We start from the raw sequence: 16,539 nt of genomic DNA, 5'->3' as shown, positions 1-16,539 counted from the left end.
AGGGCCATCGCCGAACGAGCCCCGCGTGCGTCACTTGACGACCATGCGTTCGATGTAGATGTCGCGGATCAGGCCGGTCCCCGCCTCGCGGTTGACGGCGTCCCGGATGCGCGCCTTCAGGAAGGCGGCCGAGCCGGGGCCGGTCAGGATTTCGCTGTCGGTTTGGCCGACGGTCTGGAACAGGCGGTCGGCGATGCGGTCCTGGTAGCGCAGCACCCGGTCGGCGGTCACCTTCGGCGCCAGCACCAGCGAGACCTGCATCTCCACCGCCCGCGACCCGCCCAGCGGCAGTTCCATCGCCGGCAGCTGCGCAAGATACGGTTTCGGCCCCATCCGCGCCTCGATCCGCCGTTGTTCGAGGATGCGGTCCACCGCGATGCCGCCGCCATAGGCCAGCCCGGCCAGGGTCAGCAGCGAGATCAGGACGATGATCAGCAGGCGGGTGGGATGGGCCGCTTCCGGCTGCGAGGCATGGTGCGGCACCAACTCCTCGCGCAACGGGTCGGGAGGCGGGGTCGGGTACGGCGTTCCGTGCAGCGTGCGACGCGTGGCCATGGTCGGCCTCCTCCGGAGCGGCGGGGGCATCAAGAAGCGTAGTGCGGCGGGGGTTAAGATTCGGTGGAAGGTGGTTGCTCGATGCCCCCTCCCCAACCCTCCCCCGCTACGCGGGAGAGGGAGTTAAGTGCGGCAGTGGCGGAGTTCCCTCTCCCGCCAAGGGCGGGGGAGGGTTAGGGAGGGGGCATGAGTGAACACCTTGCGCACTCCTCACCGCACGCAGTCCGCCAGCCCGTCGCGCCGCACCACCGCCATCCGCCGCTCGATCACTCCCGCCCGGCGGGCGACATAGGGGCCGGGGCGGGACGGCGACCAGTTGCGCGGGTTGGGCAGCACCACCGCCAGCAGCGCCGCCTCGCGCCGGGTCAGCGCCGCAGCGGATTTGTGGAAATGATGCCGCGCCGCAGCTTCGGCACCATAGACGCCGTCGTCCCACTCCACGATGTTCAGATAGACCTCCAGGATGCGGCGCTTGCTCCACAGGCTTTCGATCAGCAGGGTGAACCAGGTCTCCGCCCCCTTGCGGGTCCAGCTGCGGTCGGGCCAGAGGAAGGCGTTCTTGGCGGTCTGCTGGCTGATCGTGCTGCCGCCGCGCAGGCGCTTGCCCTCTTCATTGTCCTCGAAGGCGTCCTCGATGGCCGCCCAGTCGAAGCCGCCATGGCCGCAGAAGCCGGTGTCCTCCGACGCGATCACCGCCTCTGCCAGGGCCGGCGAGATGCGTTCCAGCGGCTCCCAGTCGCGCGACAGGCCGGAGCCGCCCAGCGCCCGGATCAGCATCAGCGGCGTGGCCGGCGGTGGCACGATCCGGTAGAGCACCGCCCATAGAATGGTGAAGGCCATCAGCCCCGCCGCCCCGATCAGCGCCCAGCGCAGCAGTTTCCGCATAAGGTCCCGTCTCCGCTTGGCTCCCCGGACTTCCCTCAATGGGGGTGAAGCGGCGGGCCGTCAACATCCGGCACTCGCTTTGCGGCATGCCGCCGCCATATAGTGCCGCCGATGGACCTGACCGCCGACCCCACCCCGCTCCACAGCCTTGACGACGCGCCCGCCATGGTGGCCGGCGCGCGCCGCGTCGTGTCGCTGACGCTCGACGGCGAGGTGGAGGAGCTGTCGCTGGCAGCCGCCGCGTCGAAGGTGCGCCGCCAGCCGCCGCTGGTCTGCCATGCCCGCGCCTTCGCCCGCCGGCTGGGGATCGACGGCTTCCCGGCCTTCGACGTGCTGGAACTGTTCGCCTTCGTCCACCCCGCCCGCTTCTGCGTCCCCACCCCGCGCGGCATCGCCGAGGCGCTCGACCTGCCCACCCCCGACGGCCACGTGGCGGAGGCGCTGGCCCTGCAGCGCGCCGTGCGCCGCCTGCTGGGCGACCTGGGGGCTGCCGGGCGGGAGGAGTCGTCCGACCCCGTTGCCTTCGCCTGGGAGATGGGGCGCGCCGGCTGGCCCTGGGCGCCGGCCGTGCTGGCGGCGCTGGGCAAGCCCGACGGACCGGAGAAGGGTGCCGCCCGCTCGGGCCTGCGCGTCTGGACCCGCATCAAGGAGTGGGAGGAAGGCGCTCCCCCGCCCCCGCCCGCCCAGAATCCGGTCGACCCGGAGGAGGCGCGCCGCCGCCTCGCCGCCATGCTGTCGGCCAATGTGCTGGGCAAGGTGGCGGAGCCGAGGCCGCAGCAGGCCGATTACTCCAGCGCGGTGTCCGCCGCCTTCGCCCCGCGCCAGTTGCCCGACACGCCCAATGTGGTGCTGGCAGAGGCCGGAACCGGCGTCGGCAAGACGCTGGGCTATCTGGCCCCGGCCACGGTCTGGGCGGAGAAGAATGGCGGGACGGTGTGGATTTCCACCTACACCCGCAACCTCCAGCACCAGATCGACGGCGAACTGGACCGGCTCTATGCCGACCCGGCGACCAAGTCGCGCAAGGTGGTGCTGCGCAAGGGGCGCGAGAATTACCTGTGCCTGCTGAACCTGGAAGAGGCGGTGCGCGCCATGCCCTTCCAGCCGCACAACGCCATCGGCGTCGGGCTGATGGCGCGCTGGGCGGCGGCGACGCGCGACGGCGACATGACCGGCGGCGATTTCCCCGGCTGGCTGGTCGACATCGCCGGGCGAGGCCCGACCATGGGTCTGGCCGACCGCCGCGGCGAGTGCATCTATTCCGCCTGCGACCATTACGCCCGCTGCTACATCGAGAAGAGCGTGCGCCGGGCCCGCCGGGCCGACATCGTCATCGCCAACCACGCGCTGGTGATGGTGCAGGCGGCTCTCGGCGGCGGCGAGGAGCCGACACTGCCCAGCCGCTATGTCTTCGACGAGGGGCACCATGTCTTTGACGCCGCCGACAGCGCCTTCGCCGGCCACCTGACCTGCCGCGAGACGCAGGAGCTGCGGCGCTGGCTGCTGGGCGCCGAGGAAACCGGCCGCAGCCGTGCCCGCGGCCTGAAGCGCCGGCTGGAGGACATCGTCGCCGGCGACGAGGAGGCTCTGCGCCACCTCGACGACATCCTGATGGGCGCCCGCGTGCTGCCCGGCGACGGCTGGTCGGCGCGTCTGGCCGCCGACAACCCGCAGGGACCGACCGAGCGTTTCCTTCTGCTGGCCCGCCAGCAGGTCTATGCCCGCACCGCCGGCCAAGGCGGTCCCTACAGCCTGGAGGCCGACAAGGCTTATCCGGTGGATGGGCTGCTGGAGGCGGCGGCGGAGCTGGAGCAGGCGCTGGTCCGCCTGTCCGAGCCGGTGGAGGCGCTGGCCCGCCGGCTGGCCCAGCGGCTTGAGGACGAGAGCGCCGAACTGGATTCCGACCAGCGCCGCCGCATCGACGCGCTGTCGCGCAGCCTGCACCGCCGTGGCACCCTGACGGTGGAGGCTTGGCGCGCCATGCTGCGCACCCTGCCAACGGAAACGCCGTCCCACTTCGTCGACTGGTTCGCGGTGGAGCGGATCGACGGCCGCGACGTCGATGTCGGGCTGTACCGCCACTGGGTCGATCCGACCGTTCCCTTCGCCGAGGCGCTGGCCGGTCCCGCCCATGGCTTGGTGGTGACCAGCGCCACGCTGACCGACGGCACCGGCGACGTCGGCCAGGACTGGCGCGCGGCGGAGGACCGTTGCGGCGCCAGCCATCTGCCGGCCCCGGCGATCCGGGCGCAGGTCCCCTCCCCCTTCGACTATCCGAACCGCACCCGCGTCTTCGTGGTCAACGACGTGCGCAAGGACGATCTGGGGCAGGTGTCGGCGGCCTACAAATCGCTGTTCCTGGCGGCGGGCGGCGGCGGACTCGGCCTGTTCACCGCGATCAGCCGTCTGCGCGCCGTGCGTGACCGCATCGCCGAGCCGCTGGATCAGGTCGGTATCCCGCTCTATGCCCAGCATGTCGACCCGCTCGACGTGTCCACCCTGATCGACATCTTCCGCAACGAGGAGCACGCCTGCCTGCTCGGCACCGACGCGGTGCGCGACGGGGTGGACGTGCCGGGCCGCTCGCTGCGCCTGATCGTCTTCGACCGCGTGCCCTGGCCCCGCCCCGACATCCTGCACCGGGCTCGCCGCGAAGCCTTCGGCCGCCGGCGCTACGAGGACATGATCACCCGCCTGCGCCTGAAACAGGCCTTCGGCCGTCTGGTCCGCCGCGCCGACGACACCGGCGTCTTTGTCCTGCTCGACCCGATGATGCCGAGCCGGCTTGCCGGCGCCTTCCCGGAGGGAGTGGAGATGCGGCGCGTCGGGCTGAAGCAGGCGGTGGAGGAAACGGCGGAGTTCCTGCGGGGGTGGTGAGGGCGTCCGTTCAGAACTGGTGCGCGATGAAGCGGCAGATCTGAAGGATGTCGGCAAAACGCTCTCTGCGGGGATCTTTAGTGCCTTGCAGATCAATGACCAATGACTGCGCCCGCGCCGTTGAAACGATATCGCCGCGGATCAGGTCCGGATGGTCGTTCGAAGTCCTGGAGAAGACGACGAACCCCTTGCCGATGTGTATGTGGGGATAGGATGTGTCCGGTACGAATACGTCATTTCCCTGCCGGACCTTGTGCTCAAAAAAGTCATTCAACAGAACCCACTCTCGCACGCGGCTCGACGGCATGACTTTTCTCCGCTTTGGATAGCTGATACGAAAAATCGTGCAGAAGAAATCGGCCACGCGCAATGGGGGAAGCTGCGCCTCTCACCCCCCAGGCGCATAAACCGCCAGCAGCGCCGACAGCGTCACCACGCTCAGCACCGTCGAGACCAGGATCGCCGAGGACGTGCGCTCGACATAGGTCTGGTACTGGCTCGCCACCACGAAAGTGAGCGCGCCGGTCGGCAAGGCCGCCAGGATCACGGCGCTCCCGGTCCAGAAGGGGTCCATCGGGAACAGGGTCTGCGTCAGGACCCAGGCCAGCGCCGGGTGGACCAGCAGCTTCAGCGCGCTGATCCACCCCGCCTCCGCCAGCCCGGCGGTCAGCCGTTGCGAGGCCAGGAACAGGCCGATGGCGAACAGCGCGCAGGGGCCGGCGGGGGAGCCCATCAGTTCGCAAAAGGTGGCGATCGGCTTCGGCACCGCCACGCCGGGCAACAACGCCGACCAGGCGAGGCCGCCGGCGGTGGACAGGATCAGCGGGTTCTTCGCCAGGGCCCGGCCGACGTCGCGCAACGCCTTGCCCAGCCCGCCGCCGTGGCTGTTGGCGAACTCCATCCAGATCACGGCGATGCCGACCATGATGGCGCTCATGATGACGGTCGCCAGGATGGTCGGGGCGAGATGGTCCGGGCCGAAGGCGGCCAGGAACAGCGGGATGCCCATGTAGCCGGTGTTGGAGAAGGCCGAGTTCAGGCCCTGCATGCATTGGATCTGCGTGCGCTCCCGCCGCAGAAGCCGGCCGATGATCGCGCCCAGCGCATAGACCATCAGCATCGACCCCAGGAAGGCGCCGATGAAGGGGCCGTTGAAGATTTCCGGGATCGACCGGCGCGCGGTGCCCAGGAACAGCACCGGCGGCAGCGCCATCCAATAGACGAACTTGTTCAGCGCCTCCGACGAGGCGGCGCCGAGCAGCTTCGACTTCCCGGACAGGAAGCCGGCCAGAATGATGGCGAATACGGGAAATGCGACATTGAGGACGACGTTCATGGTGCGCGACAATAGGCAACGCCAACCGTCGCGTCGAGAAGCCGACCCCTCCACTTCCGGCATGGCACCCTTGACGCCGCGCAGGCGGCGTTCGAGATTGCCGACCCGACTTGCGACCACTCCCCGGGGGAGACCGCCTCATGAGAAAGCCGACCGACGCCATGATCGACCACCACAGCGCGCTCATCTACATCATGGTCCTGGTGTCCGCCTGCGACGGCGACATGACCGACCCTGAACTGGAAGCCATCGGCGAGAATGTGCGCTACCTGCCGATCTTCAAGGATTACAGCGGCGATCAGGTGATGGCCGCGACGCGCGAATGCACCGCCATGCTGTCGGACAACGACGGGCTGGACACCGTGCTGACCATCGTCGAGCAGGCGCTGCCGTCGAAGCTGCGCGAGACCGCCTATGCGGTGGCCTGCGACATCGCCGCCGCCGATCCCAAGGCCTCGCAGGAGGAATTGCGGATGCTGGAGCTGATCCGCCACCGGCTGGGGGTCGACCGGCTGTGCGCCGCCGCCATCGAACGCGGCGCCCGCGCCCGCCACATGCGCCTGTGACCGTCTTCCATTCTTTGCTGAAAGCTTTGACATGACCGAAGAGACCCTCCGCCCCGACCTCGCCGGCCAGCGCATCGGCTTCATCGGGCTCGGCCTGATGGGCAAGCCGATGGCCCGCGCGCTCGCCCGTGCCGGCGCGGAGCTGGTGGTGACCAGCCGCAGCCCCGGCCCGGTCGCCGAAATGGCGGCGGAAGGCATGATCGCCGCCACCGGCCCCGCCGCCGTCGCCGGGCAGGCCCGGACCATCGTGCTGATGCTGACCGACACTGCGGCGGTGGAAACGGTGGCCGAGGCGCTGCTGCCGGTCCTGCGCCCCGGCCATCTGGTGATCGACATGGGCACCACCGCCGTCGCCGCCACCCGCGCGTTGGCCCAGCGTGTCGCCGCCGCCGGGGCGGAGTGGCTCGACGCGCCCGTCTCCGGCGGCACGGTGGCGGCGGAGGGGGCGATCCTGACCATCATGGCCGGCGGGACCGAGGCCGCCTTCGCCCGCGCCCTGCCGGTGCTGCAGGCGATGGGCCGCCGCATCACCCATGTCGGGGCCAGCGGCGCCGGCCAGATCGCCAAGTCCGCCAATCAGGTCATCGTCGCCCTGACCATCGGCGCGGTGGCGGAGGCTCTGGCGCTTGCCAAGGCGGCCGGCGCCGATCCGGCCAAGGTGCGCGATGCAATCCGCGGCGGCTTCGCCGAATCCCGCATTCTCGACCTGCATGGCGGCCGCATGGTCAGCGGCGACTTCACCCCCGGCGGCCGCGTCACCACCCAGGTCAAGGATCTGCGGCAGGCGGAGGAGCTGGCGCAGCAGTCCGGCATCGACCTGCCGACGCTCGGCCTGTCGCTGGAGCTGTTCGAGATGCTGGTGGACCAGGGCGACGGCGCGCTGGACCATTCCGCCCTCTACCGCCTGTTCGCGCGCTGACCCCCGGAAGGCGGAGCGTATCGCTCCGCCATTCCCTTCCGTTGCAGCGAACGCCCGCTTTCCGCAAGTTTCTTGTCAAAACGGTTGAGGATAAGCGTCGCATCGTCCATTCTCCCGGCTTTCCACAGGGCGGCAAACATTGCCGGTCCTCTTGTCTTTACAGGTCAGGCGGCGATGACGGGCGAGCGCATCTATCTCTACGACACCACGCTGCGCGACGGGGCGCAGACCCAGGATGTGGATTTCTCGGTCGCCGACAAGATTGCGATGGCCAAGGACCTCGACCGGCTGGGGATCGATTACATCGAAGGCGGCTGGCCGGGCGCCAACCCGACCGACGACCAGTTCTTCGCCGAGGCGCCGGAGCTGACCCGCGCCACCTTCACCGCCTTCGGCATGACCCGCCGCCCCGGCCGCAGCGCCGCCAACGACCCGCAGCTGACGGCGCTGGCGCAGTCGCGCGCCAAGGCGGTGTGCATGGTCGGCAAGACCTGGGATTTCCATGTCGACGTCGCGCTGAACATCCCGCGCGAGGAAAATCTCGACCTGATCCGCGACAGCATCGCCGCGCTGCACGCCGCCAAGGGCGAGGCGCTGTTCGATGCGGAGCATTTCTTCGACGGCTACAAGCGCAACCCGGCCTATGCGGTGTCCTGCATCAAGGCCGCCTATGACGCCGGGGCGCGCTGGATCGTGCTGTGCGACACCAACGGCGGCACCCTGCCGCACGAGGTCGACGCCATCGTCCGCGAGGTGGTGGAGAGGCACGGCATCCCCGGCGACAATCTCGGCATCCACTGCCACAACGACACCGAGAATGCGGTCGCCAATTCGCTGGCGGCGGTGCGGGCCGGCGCCCGCATGGTCCAGGGCACCATCAACGGTCTGGGCGAGCGCTGCGGCAACGCCAATCTCGTCTCGCTGATCCCGACGCTGATGCTGAAGCTGGGCTACGAGACCGGCATCCGGCGCGAAGATCTGCCGCTGCTGACCCAGCTGAGCCGCGCCTTCGACGACCGGCTGAACCGCGCCCCCAACCGCCACGCTCCTTACGTCGGCGCCAGCGCCTTCGCCCACAAGGGCGGGCTGCATGTCTCGGCGGTGGAGAAGGACCCGTCCTCCTACGAGCATGTGACGCCGGAGGCCATCGGCAACCGCCGCCAGATCGTCATGTCCGACCAGGCCGGCCGCTCCAACCTGATCGTGCGGCTGCGCGACATCGGCATGGTGGTGGACGCGAAGGACGAGCGGCTGGCCGGGCTGCTCGATCTGGTGAAGCAGCGCGACAGCGACGGCTATGCCTATGACACGGCGGAGGCCAGCTTCGAGCTGCTGGTCCGGCGCGAACTGGGCGAGGTGCCGCGTTTCTTCGAATTGCTGCGCTTCCACGTCACCGACGAGCGCCGCTACAACGCCGTCGGCAAGCTGGTGGTGGAGTCGGAGGCGGTGGTGCGCGTGCGTGTCGGCGACACCGTGCGGCTGGAGGTGGCGGACGGCAACGGCCCGGTCCATGCGCTGGACGTCGCCATGCGCAAGGCGCTGGAGCCGGTCTATCCGGCGCTGGCCAAGGTCAGCCTGTCCGACTACCGCGTCCGCATCCTGGCGGCGAAGGACGGCACCGGCGCCATGCCGCGCGTGCTGATCCGCAGCGCCCGCACCGACGGCAGCGAATGGTCGACGCTGGGCGTGTCCACCAACATCATCGAGGCCTCGATGGAAGCGCTGGTGGACAGCTACACCTACGCCCTGATGAAGAGCGACGCGACGCCGGTGTAAGGGGCTGAAGTGCAGGGGCTGCATGCCCCCTCCCTTCCCATGCTTGCGCATGGGCCCCTCCCCTCCCCCGCCTTCGGCGGTAGAGGGTGAGCTTGCAATGCGGCGGCAGTTCCCTCTCCCACCGCAGGTGGGGGAGGGTTAGGGAGGGGGCACGCGGCACCTTCCCACCATGGCGATGTTCTGTTAGCTAGAGCGGTTTCGGGGCGCTCGCATTCACGCGGGGTCGGCTCCGGTCATCAGCGCCCGTATTGCCGCGGGTCCGCTCTCGGAGGAACATCGCCATGCTCTGGCTCGCCGCCTATATCGGCAGCATTCTTGCCATCAACTACGCCTTCAGCCTGTTTCCGCACCTGGATCTGGTCTGGTCCTGCTGGGCTGGCCTGATCTTCATCCTGCGCGACATGGTGCAGGTGCGCTTCGGCCATTGGGCGCTCGCCGCCATGCTGGGCGGCACCGTGCTGTCCTATCTGCTGACCGATCCGTTCGTCGCCACCGCCAGCGTCGTCGCCTTCGCCGTGTCGGAGATGATCGACTGGGCGGTCTTCACCATCACCCGCCGCCCCCTGCGCGACCGGTTGTGGATCAGCGCCGCCCTGTCGGTGCCGGTCGACACCGCCATCTTCTTCGGCATGCTGGACGTCTGGGACCCCACCGTCTGGGCCGCCAGCTTCGCGTCGAAGCTGCTGGGCGTTTCGGTGGTCTGGCTGCTGATGCGCACGCGGGACGGCCGGATGCCGGTCACGGCGTAACCACCCCCCTCGCCCCCTTCCGCGTTCCATGGCGGGAGGGGGCGATGTGTCTCACGCCACCCCGCGCAATTCCTCGGCGCGGCTGAGGTCGACGCTGACCAGCTGCGAGACCCCGCGCTCCACCATCGTCACGCCGAACAGGCGGTCCACCCGCGCCATGGTCAGGCGGTGGTGGGTAATGATGAGGAAGCGGGTGTCGCCCTGCTTCGCGATGTCCTCCACCAGATCGCAGAAGCGCCCGACATTCGCCTCGTCCAGCGGGGCATCGACCTCGTCCAGCACGCAGATCGGCGCCGGGTTGGAGCGGAAGACGGCGAACAGCAGCGACAGCGCGGTCAGCGCCTGCTCGCCGCCCGACAGCAGTGAGAGAACCTGCAGCTTCTTGCCCGGCGGGCTGGCGTAGATCTCCAGGCCGGCATTTAGCGGATCCTCGGCGTTGACCAGCTCCAGATAGGCCTTGCCGCCGCCGAACAGGCGGGTGAACAGCTCCTGGAAGTCGCGGTTCACCACATCGAAGCTGGCGACCAGACGCTCGCGCGCCTCTCGGTTGAGGCTGGAGATGCCCTGACGCAGGCGGGCGATGGCGGCGGTCAGGTCCTCGCGCTCGCCATGCAGGCCGGTGATCTGGGCCTCCAGCTCCTCCGCCTCAATCTCGGCACGCAGATTGACCGGCCCCATGTTCTCGCGCTCGCGGGTCAGCTTGTCGAGCCGCGCCTCCACCGCCGTCGCGTCGGGCATCGGTTCGGCGGGGTCGAGATCGGCGGCGGCGCGGGTGTCCTCCGGCCGGCAGTCCAGCCGTTCGGCGATGCGCTCCGTCAGGGTGCGTTCCTGCTGCTGGGCAGCCGAGACGGCGGCCTCGGCACGGGCACGGGCTTCGCGGCCGTCGGCCAGCGCCGCTTCGGCGTCGTGCAGGGCCTGTTCGGTGCCGGCCAGCCGGGATTCGGCCTCCGCCAGCGCATCGGCAGCGCGCTTGCGGTCGCGCTCCGCCATGGCGATGCGGTCGAGAAGCTCCTGGCGTTCCGCCGCGATCGCGAACGGGCGGCCGGACAGCGCGGCGATCTCGCCCTCCGCCTCTTCTGCGCGCTGGCGCAGTTCCGCCACACGTCCGCCGGCCCCGGCGGAGCGGGTGTCCCAGGAGGCGGTTTCGGACTGGATAGCGGCCAGACGCTGGCGCCGCGCCTGCGCCTCGCGGGTCAGACGGTCCAGCGCGTTCTGCCGTTCGGCCAGAACCGCGCGGCGTTCGGCCAGTGCGGCGCGCTGGTCGTTCACCCGCTCCCGCCCTTCGCGCGGGTCGGTCAGCGAGTCCAGCAGTTCCAGCGCCTCGTCCCGGCGGGCGGCGGCTTCGCGCTCGTCGGCGGCAAGCCGCTCCACCGCCTCCACCAAGGCGGCGAGGCGGGAGGATGCGGCGTCGGCCTCGCGCGCCAGCTTGGCGTGGCGGTCACGGGCGGCGTTCAGCACGGCGAAGCCATCCCGCACGGCGTCGCGGGCGCGGCGGTCAGCCTGGGCCGCCGCCTCCACCGCCAGCTTGGCGGCGTCGAGCGCCTCGCGCGCCAGCTCGACCTGTTCCTCGGCCAATTCCAGTTCGCCGCGCAGTTCGGCCAGCCGGTTGCGCTGCTTCAGCCGGATGGCGGCGGCGGTCGGGGCGCCGGCCTGCACGGTCAGCCCGTCCCAACGCCACGCCCCGCCGTCGCGACTGACCAGCACCTGCCCCGGCGCCAGCGTCGCGGCCAGCGCCACCCCCGCCCCGGCATCGGCGACCAACCCGATATGGGCAAGCGCACGGGCGGCGGCCGGCGGACCCTGCACATGGTTCGACAGCGGCTCCGCCCCTGTGGGCAGCGGCGCCACGGCGTCATAGATGGGCAGCATGCGCCAATGCACCGGCGCCGCCATGTCCAGCGGAGCGGTCAGCGCATCGCCGAGCGCGGCGGCCAGCGCGCCCTCATAGCCGGGCGACACCGTCACCGCATCGACCAGCGGCGGAAACGGTCCACCCGCCCCGGCCTCCAGCAGTTCGGCCAACGCCCGTTCCTCGGCGCGCAGCTTGGCGCAGGCACTGTCGGCGGCGGACAGCGCCTCGCGGGCGCGGGACAGCGACGGCTCGGCGTCCGCCTTCGCCTGTTCGGCGGCCTCGGCGGCGTCGCGGGCCTGCTCCAGCCGCTGTTCGGCCAGTTCGACCGCCAGTTCCGCCTCCGAGAGGTCGGCGCGGGCGGCGATTTCCGCCTCCAGGGCCGCACGCTGGGCCTGTTGTTCAGCCAGCCGCTTGGCGAGGCCGGCGGCGCGGGTTTCCAGTTCGGCGGCCTGCCGCTGGGTGGCGGCGCGGCGGGCCTCGTCGGTGGCGACCGCTTCGGTCAGGCGGGTCAGTTCGCGGTCGAGCGCATCGACCTGCTCGCGCGCCTCGGCCAGAGCCTCGGCGGCGGCCTCCTCCAGCATTTCCTCGTCGGCCTGCGCCGCGATCAGGCGGTCGCGTTCGGCCACCAGCCGGGCCAGCGCCTCGTCGGCGTCGGCGGCAAGAGCCTCCTCGCGGCCGAGGTCGCCGGCGATCTGGCGCAGCCGGGCCTCCAGCGTTCGCTGCTGGTCGGCGACGCGCTTTTCCTCTGCGTCGAGCTGTTCACGGGCGATCACCAGCCGTTGCAGGGCGGCAGCCGCGCGCGCCTCGTCCTGGCGCTTGTCGGGCAGGCCGGCAGCGGCCTCCGTACGGCGGGCGGTCAGCTGGTTGACGGCCAGCATGCGGTCGCGCACCTCGGCCTCGGCGGTCGCGAAGGCGGCGTGGGCGCGGGTGCGCTCCTCCTGCGCAGCAAGCCAGCGCAGGTGCCACAGCACAGCCTCCGCCTTGCGGATCTGGTCGGACAGGTTGCGGTAGCGGGCGGCCTGCCGCGCCTGCTTCTTCAGGCTTTGCAGCTGGGTGTCCATCGCCCCGATCACGTCATCAAGACGCGTCAGGTTGGTCTCCGCCGCCTTCAGCCGCAACTCGGCCTCATGCCGGCGGGAATGCAGGCCGGTGATGCCGGCGGCCTCCTCCAGCAGGGCGCGGCGGTCCTGCGGCTTGGCCGAGATGATCTGCGCCACCTTGCCCTGGCTGACCAGCGCCGGGGAACCGGCGCCCGACGCGTTGTCGGCGAACAGCAGCTGGACGTCGCGCGCCCGCACCAGCTTGCCGTTGATGCGGTAGTCAGAGCCGGAGCCGCGCTCGATCCGGCGGGTGATCTCCAGCTCGTCGTGCTCGTTGAAACCTGCCGGCGCCGTGCGCGACCGGTTGTCGACCGCCAGCGTCACCTCGCCCAGATTGCGGGCCGGCCGGCTGGAGGTGCCGCCGAAGATGACGTCGTCCATGTCGTCGCCGCGCATGCGCTTGGCCGACGTCTCGCCCATCACCCAGCGCAGCGCCTCCACCAGATTGGACTTGCCGCAGCCGTTGGGACCGACGATGCCGGTCATGCCGGGTTCGATGACCAGATCCGTGGCATCGACGAAAGACTTGAAACCCGACAGGCGGAGACGCGTGAACTGCACTGGGAAAGAACCTTTGGTGTACTGGGCTTTGAGGAGGTGCGGGCGTTGGAGAACTGTTGCCCCCTCCCCGACCCTCCCCCGCTTCGCGGGAGAGGGTGCCTTATGCGAAGTGGCGGCAGTCCCCTCTCCCGCGTCAGCGGGGGAGGGTTAGGGAGGGGGCAATATGGCTTTGAATGTTGCCGGCGCTTACTTCAACAGCTTGTCGATCGCCTTGGAGAACTCCTCGAACGACTGGGCGCCTTCGATGCGGGCCTTGCCGTCATTGAGGATGAAAGTCGGGGTGGCCTCGACCTTGTACTGGTTCTGGCCGGTCAGGCGGCTGTTCAGGATGGCGTCGGCCAGTTCCTTGTTGGCGAAGCAGGCGTCGATGGTCTCCTGGCTCATGCCGGCCAGCTTGCCGTACTGGGCCAGCGCCTTGGTCGGGTCGGCGGCGCGGCTCCAGGTCGACTGGCTCTTGAACAGCACGTCGGTCAACGGATAGTAGCGCTCGGCAGGCGCACAGTGGGCCAGCATGCTGGCGGTCAGCGCCGCCTGGTCGAAGGGGAAGTCGCGGAAGATCAGCTTCACCTTGCCGGTGTCGATGTAGGCTTCCTTGATCTTCGGCAGGATGTCGGTATGGAAGTGGGCGCAGTGCGGGCAGGTCATCGACGAATAGTCGAGGATCGTCACCGGCGCCTTGGCGTCGCCCATGACGCGATCGGCCATCATCTCCGACACCGGCGGCAGGGTGGCCGCGGCCCGGGCGGCCGACGGAGCCGTCACGGCGGTGCCGATGGCGGCGGTGAAGCCGATGGCCAGAAGGCCGGCCAGCCCGAAGTACCTGCGTCCCAAAATTTTGCGGTTCACTTTGCCCTCGTTCCTACCAGATGTTGACGTATAGACAATCAGGCCCCGGCGCGTCCAGCAGGCCGGCTAGCGCGCCGCCCGTTTCGGCCGCGCCATCAGCGAGCGGCCGAAGCGTTCCAGGGTGGCGCGCAGTTCCTCGTCCTCAATGGTCGCGGTGGTGGTGGTGATGCCGATCTCCTCGTCCATCGTCAGGGCGCGCGGGCGCACCACCGGCGACGGCGTGGACGGCAGGGCCGCGTGGATCAGCTTGATCTTCGCCACCGCGCGATAACCGAAGAAGCTGTTGATGCGCTCAATGATCTGCGGTTCCAGATGCTGCAGCTCCAGCGCGATGGCGCCCATTGCGCGGATGTGCAGGGTCGCCTCCTCGCGCTTGCCGCGGGGAAAGCTGAGCTTGTCGGGGGCGGTGCGCAGCGACAGCTGGTGACCGACGATGGACGGCCAGTCGGTGATCAGCGCGCCGAAGGCAAGCCCGCGCTTGCCCAGCACCTTGCCGGCGACCTCCGGAACGGATTGGCCGATGCGACGCGGTCCGGTCATGCTCTGCGATCACTCCTGTGCGGCACCGGCTGAGGCACCGGTTCCGGGTCATGTGGGATGCCGGCACCCTAGCGCAAGCGTGGGCCGATGCCCAGCTTCCGACCAGAGACCGGACCGGCTCCCTTCCCCAGACGCTCCGGACCCTCTATTTCTTCCCATCATGATTCCAGATTCCACCGAGGCCGCCCGGCGGCTGTTGTCCTGGTACGACCGCCACCGCCGCGACCTGCCCTGGCGCGCCAAGCCGGGGGAGATAGCCGATCCCTATAGAGTCTGGCTGTCGGAGATCATGCTGCAGCAGACGACCGTTCCCGCCGCAGCCCCCTATTTCCGCAACTTCACCGAACGCTGGCCGACCGTCCGCGATCTGGCGGAATCGCCGCTGGACGATCTGCTGGTGGCCTGGGCCGGGCTCGGCTACTACGCGCGGGCGCGCAACCTGCACAAATGCGCCCGCGTGGTGGCGGATGAGCATGGCGGTCGTTTCCCGGACAACGAGGCGGCGCTGCTGGAACTGCCGGGCATCGGCGCCTACACCGCCGCAGCCATCACTTCCATCGCCTTCGGCCGCAAGGCCACCGTGGTGGACGGCAATGTGGAGCGGGTGATCGCCCGCATCTTCGCGGTGGAGGAACCGCTTCCCAATGCCAAGCCGAGCTTACGCCGGCTGGCCGCCACCCTGACGCCGGAGTTTCGTCCCGGCGACTATGCGCAGGCGATGATGGATCTCGGCGCCACCATCTGCACCCCGCGCAAGCCGAAATGCATGCTGTGCCCGTGGGCGGAGTATTGCGAGGCGCGCGCCGCCGGCATCGCCGAAAGCCTGCCGCGCAAGGTGGCCAAGGCGGAGAAGCCGACCCGGCGCGGCGTTGCCTATTGGCTGCTGAACCCCGACGGCGCCGTCCTGCTGCGCCGCCGGGCGGAGGAAGGGCTGCTGGGCGGCATGGCGGAGGTGCCCTCGACATCCTGGGGACCGGAACTGCCCGGCGAGGCGGCGGTGGCGGCGCAGCAGCCCCTGCCCGCCCTCTGGCGCCGGCTGCCGGGTGTGGTCCGCCATACATTCACCCATTTTCACCTGGAGCTTGAGGTGGTCGCGGCGCAGGCCGGGACCGACTGGCGGCAGGCCGACGGAACCTGGGTGCCGGTCGACCGGCTGGGCGATCATGCCCTGCCGTCGGTGATGGTGAAGGTGGTGCGCCACGCCCTTTCCAACGTGTGATAAGGGCTCGCGCAGGATGGAGTGCCGATAAGAATGCTGCGTGCCGTGGTCGCCGTCCTGTTCGTCCTGCTGGCGCTGTGCGGCGAGGTGCTTGCCGCGCCGCCCGAGAAAACAGCGGAGAAGAAGGCGGGGGTTGCGCTGGTGCTGGCGCTCGACGGCTCCGCCTCCATCACCACCGGCGACTTGGAGTTCCAGTTGCAGGGCCATGCCGCCGCCTTCCGCGATCCCGCGGTGGCCGATGCGCTGGCTTCGGCCGGGACACGGGTGACGCTGGCGGCCTATTCGGGGCCGAACAGCCTGCGGGTGCTGATCCCCTGGACGGCGCTGGACAAGCCGGAGGATGCCGGGCGCTTCGCCGACCGGATCGACGCCCTCCCCCGCGGCTTCCAGGGCGACTCGACAGCGATCGGCAGCGCGATCATCGAGGCGGCGAAGCTGTTCGACCACGGCGGCAAGGCGCCGCGGCAGGTGATCGATCTGGTTTCCAACGGCTTTTCCAACAGCGGGATCGATCCGGCCGACGCCCGCGACCGGGTGACGAAGCGCGGAATCATCGTCAACGGCCTCGCCATCCTCGACGAATTCCCCTGGCTGGAGGAGTATTTCGACGAGAGCGTGATCGGCGGGCCGGGCAGCTTCGTGAAGAGCGCCATGGACAGGGACAGCTTCGTCGCCGCCCTGCGGCAGAAGCTGATCCTTGAAATGGTGGCCCTGCCGGATCAAATGCCAAGCCTAAGCGTCGCCACGCGATAGGCGGC

14 protein-coding genes are annotated in these 16,539 nt (G+C 69.8%); 7 read left to right on the top strand and 7 right to left on the bottom strand.

Translation table 11 applies throughout. The features are described from left to right. Positions 1-30 precede the first annotated feature (30 nt). Together M5E06_RS24320 and mtgA are read right to left on the bottom strand one after the other, a co-directional pair. Positions 31-555 carry a flagellar basal body-associated FliL family protein gene (locus tag M5E06_RS24320; protein WP_252140389.1) on the bottom strand — a complete coding sequence of 175 codons (525 nt, stop codon included), beginning with the start codon at positions 553-555 and terminating at the stop codon, positions 31-33. A 210-nt stretch (positions 556-765) separates the two neighbouring features. Further along, positions 766-1,440 (bottom strand): monofunctional biosynthetic peptidoglycan transglycosylase, encoded by a 675-nt coding sequence (mtgA, locus tag M5E06_RS24315; RefSeq protein WP_109151865.1) that lies wholly within the window; start codon positions 1,438-1,440, stop codon positions 766-768. Between the two features lie 111 nt (positions 1,441-1,551). Between mtgA and M5E06_RS24310 the strand changes: the two genes are divergently transcribed. Further along, positions 1,552-4,317 carry an ATP-dependent DNA helicase gene (locus M5E06_RS24310; protein WP_252140388.1) on the top strand — a complete coding sequence of 922 codons (2,766 nt, stop codon included), beginning with the start codon at positions 1,552-1,554 and terminating at the stop codon, positions 4,315-4,317. Between the two features lie 10 nt (positions 4,318-4,327). Here the strand turns inward: M5E06_RS24310 and M5E06_RS24305 are convergent, their stop codons facing one another. Further along, the gene (locus tag M5E06_RS24305; protein WP_252140387.1) at positions 4,328-4,624 is read right to left on the bottom strand and encodes a hypothetical protein; all 297 of its coding nucleotides are present in this window, start codon (positions 4,622-4,624) and stop codon (positions 4,328-4,330) included. 81 nt (positions 4,625-4,705) lie between these two features. Continuing rightward, positions 4,706-5,773: an AEC family transporter gene (locus tag M5E06_RS24300; RefSeq protein WP_252140386.1), complete on the bottom strand. Its 1,068-nt coding sequence runs from the start codon at positions 5,771-5,773 to the stop codon at positions 4,706-4,708. A gap of 20 nt (positions 5,774-5,793) precedes the next feature. Between M5E06_RS24300 and M5E06_RS24295 the strand changes: the two genes are divergently transcribed. The 4 genes from M5E06_RS24295 to M5E06_RS24280 all read left to right on the top strand — a co-directional run bounded on the left by M5E06_RS24295 (position 5,794) and on the right by M5E06_RS24280 (position 9,663). After that, positions 5,794-6,219, top strand: coding sequence for a tellurite resistance TerB family protein (locus M5E06_RS24295; RefSeq protein ID WP_109151862.1), 426 nt, complete (start codon positions 5,794-5,796; stop codon positions 6,217-6,219). Between the two features lie 31 nt (positions 6,220-6,250). Continuing rightward, positions 6,251-7,138 carry an NAD(P)-dependent oxidoreductase gene (locus tag M5E06_RS24290; protein WP_252140385.1) on the top strand — a complete coding sequence of 296 codons (888 nt, stop codon included), beginning with the start codon at positions 6,251-6,253 and terminating at the stop codon, positions 7,136-7,138. A gap of 174 nt (positions 7,139-7,312) precedes the next feature. Continuing rightward, complete coding sequence (cimA, locus tag M5E06_RS24285) at positions 7,313-8,914, top strand: citramalate synthase (protein ID WP_252140384.1); 1,602 nt, start codon at positions 7,313-7,315, stop codon at positions 8,912-8,914. A 281-nt stretch (positions 8,915-9,195) separates the two neighbouring features. After that, the gene (locus M5E06_RS24280; protein WP_109151859.1) at positions 9,196-9,663 is read left to right on the top strand and encodes a preQ0 transporter; all 468 of its coding nucleotides are present in this window, start codon (positions 9,196-9,198) and stop codon (positions 9,661-9,663) included. 51 nt (positions 9,664-9,714) lie between these two features. Here M5E06_RS24280 and smc read toward each other — a convergent pair whose 3' ends face one another. From smc to M5E06_RS24265, 3 genes are all read right to left on the bottom strand, one after another. After that, on the bottom strand, positions 9,715-13,176 hold the full coding sequence (gene smc, locus M5E06_RS24275) for a chromosome segregation protein SMC (RefSeq protein WP_252140383.1): 3,462 nt from the start codon (positions 13,174-13,176) through the stop codon (positions 9,715-9,717). 186 nt (positions 13,177-13,362) lie between these two features. Continuing rightward, positions 13,363-14,022, bottom strand: a complete 660-nt coding sequence (locus tag M5E06_RS24270) for a DsbA family protein (RefSeq protein ID WP_252140382.1) — start codon at positions 14,020-14,022, stop codon at positions 13,363-13,365. 66 nt (positions 14,023-14,088) lie between these two features. After that, positions 14,089-14,562: a DUF721 domain-containing protein gene (locus M5E06_RS24265; RefSeq protein WP_085085788.1), complete on the bottom strand. Its 474-nt coding sequence runs from the start codon at positions 14,560-14,562 to the stop codon at positions 14,089-14,091. Positions 14,563-14,722: 160 nt separating this feature from the next. On the opposite strand from M5E06_RS24265, the gene mutY reads away from it, so the two are divergent. Both mutY and M5E06_RS24255 read left to right on the top strand, forming a co-directional pair. Then, positions 14,723-15,781: an A/G-specific adenine glycosylase gene (gene mutY / locus M5E06_RS24260; RefSeq protein WP_252140381.1), complete on the top strand. Its 1,059-nt coding sequence runs from the start codon at positions 14,723-14,725 to the stop codon at positions 15,779-15,781. 33 nt (positions 15,782-15,814) lie between these two features. Then, complete coding sequence (locus M5E06_RS24255; protein ID WP_252140380.1) at positions 15,815-16,534, top strand: DUF1194 domain-containing protein; 720 nt, start codon at positions 15,815-15,817, stop codon at positions 16,532-16,534. Positions 16,535-16,539: the final 5 nt, after the last annotated feature.

It is taken from the genome of Azospirillum sp. A1-3 (assembly GCF_023806445.1).
Taxonomy (GTDB): Bacteria; Pseudomonadota; Alphaproteobacteria; order Azospirillales; family Azospirillaceae; genus Azospirillum.
The sequence above is the reverse complement of the archived record's forward strand: the minus strand, read 5'-3'. Positions and strand labels throughout refer to the sequence as shown.

Coding starts and splice junctions, on each gene's coding strand:
- M5E06_RS24320 (WP_252140389.1), bottom strand. CDS start 555: ATGGCCACGCGTCGCACGCTGCACGGAACGCCGTACCCGACCCCGCCT.
- mtgA (WP_109151865.1), bottom strand. CDS start 1,440: ATGCGGAAACTGCTGCGCTGGGCGCTGATCGGGGCGGCGGGGCTGATG.
- M5E06_RS24310 (WP_252140388.1), top strand. CDS start 1,552: ATGGACCTGACCGCCGACCCCACCCCGCTCCACAGCCTTGACGACGCG.
- M5E06_RS24305 (WP_252140387.1), bottom strand. CDS start 4,624: ATGCCGTCGAGCCGCGTGCGAGAGTGGGTTCTGTTGAATGACTTTTTT.
- M5E06_RS24295 (WP_109151862.1), top strand. CDS start 5,794: ATGAGAAAGCCGACCGACGCCATGATCGACCACCACAGCGCGCTCATC.
- M5E06_RS24290 (WP_252140385.1), top strand. CDS start 6,251: ATGACCGAAGAGACCCTCCGCCCCGACCTCGCCGGCCAGCGCATCGGC.
- cimA (WP_252140384.1), top strand. CDS start 7,313: ATGACGGGCGAGCGCATCTATCTCTACGACACCACGCTGCGCGACGGG.
- M5E06_RS24280 (WP_109151859.1), top strand. CDS start 9,196: ATGCTCTGGCTCGCCGCCTATATCGGCAGCATTCTTGCCATCAACTAC.
- M5E06_RS24265 (WP_085085788.1), bottom strand. CDS start 14,562: ATGACCGGACCGCGTCGCATCGGCCAATCCGTTCCGGAGGTCGCCGGC.
- mutY (WP_252140381.1), top strand. CDS start 14,723: ATGATTCCAGATTCCACCGAGGCCGCCCGGCGGCTGTTGTCCTGGTAC.
- M5E06_RS24255 (WP_252140380.1), top strand. CDS start 15,815: ATGCTGCGTGCCGTGGTCGCCGTCCTGTTCGTCCTGCTGGCGCTGTGC.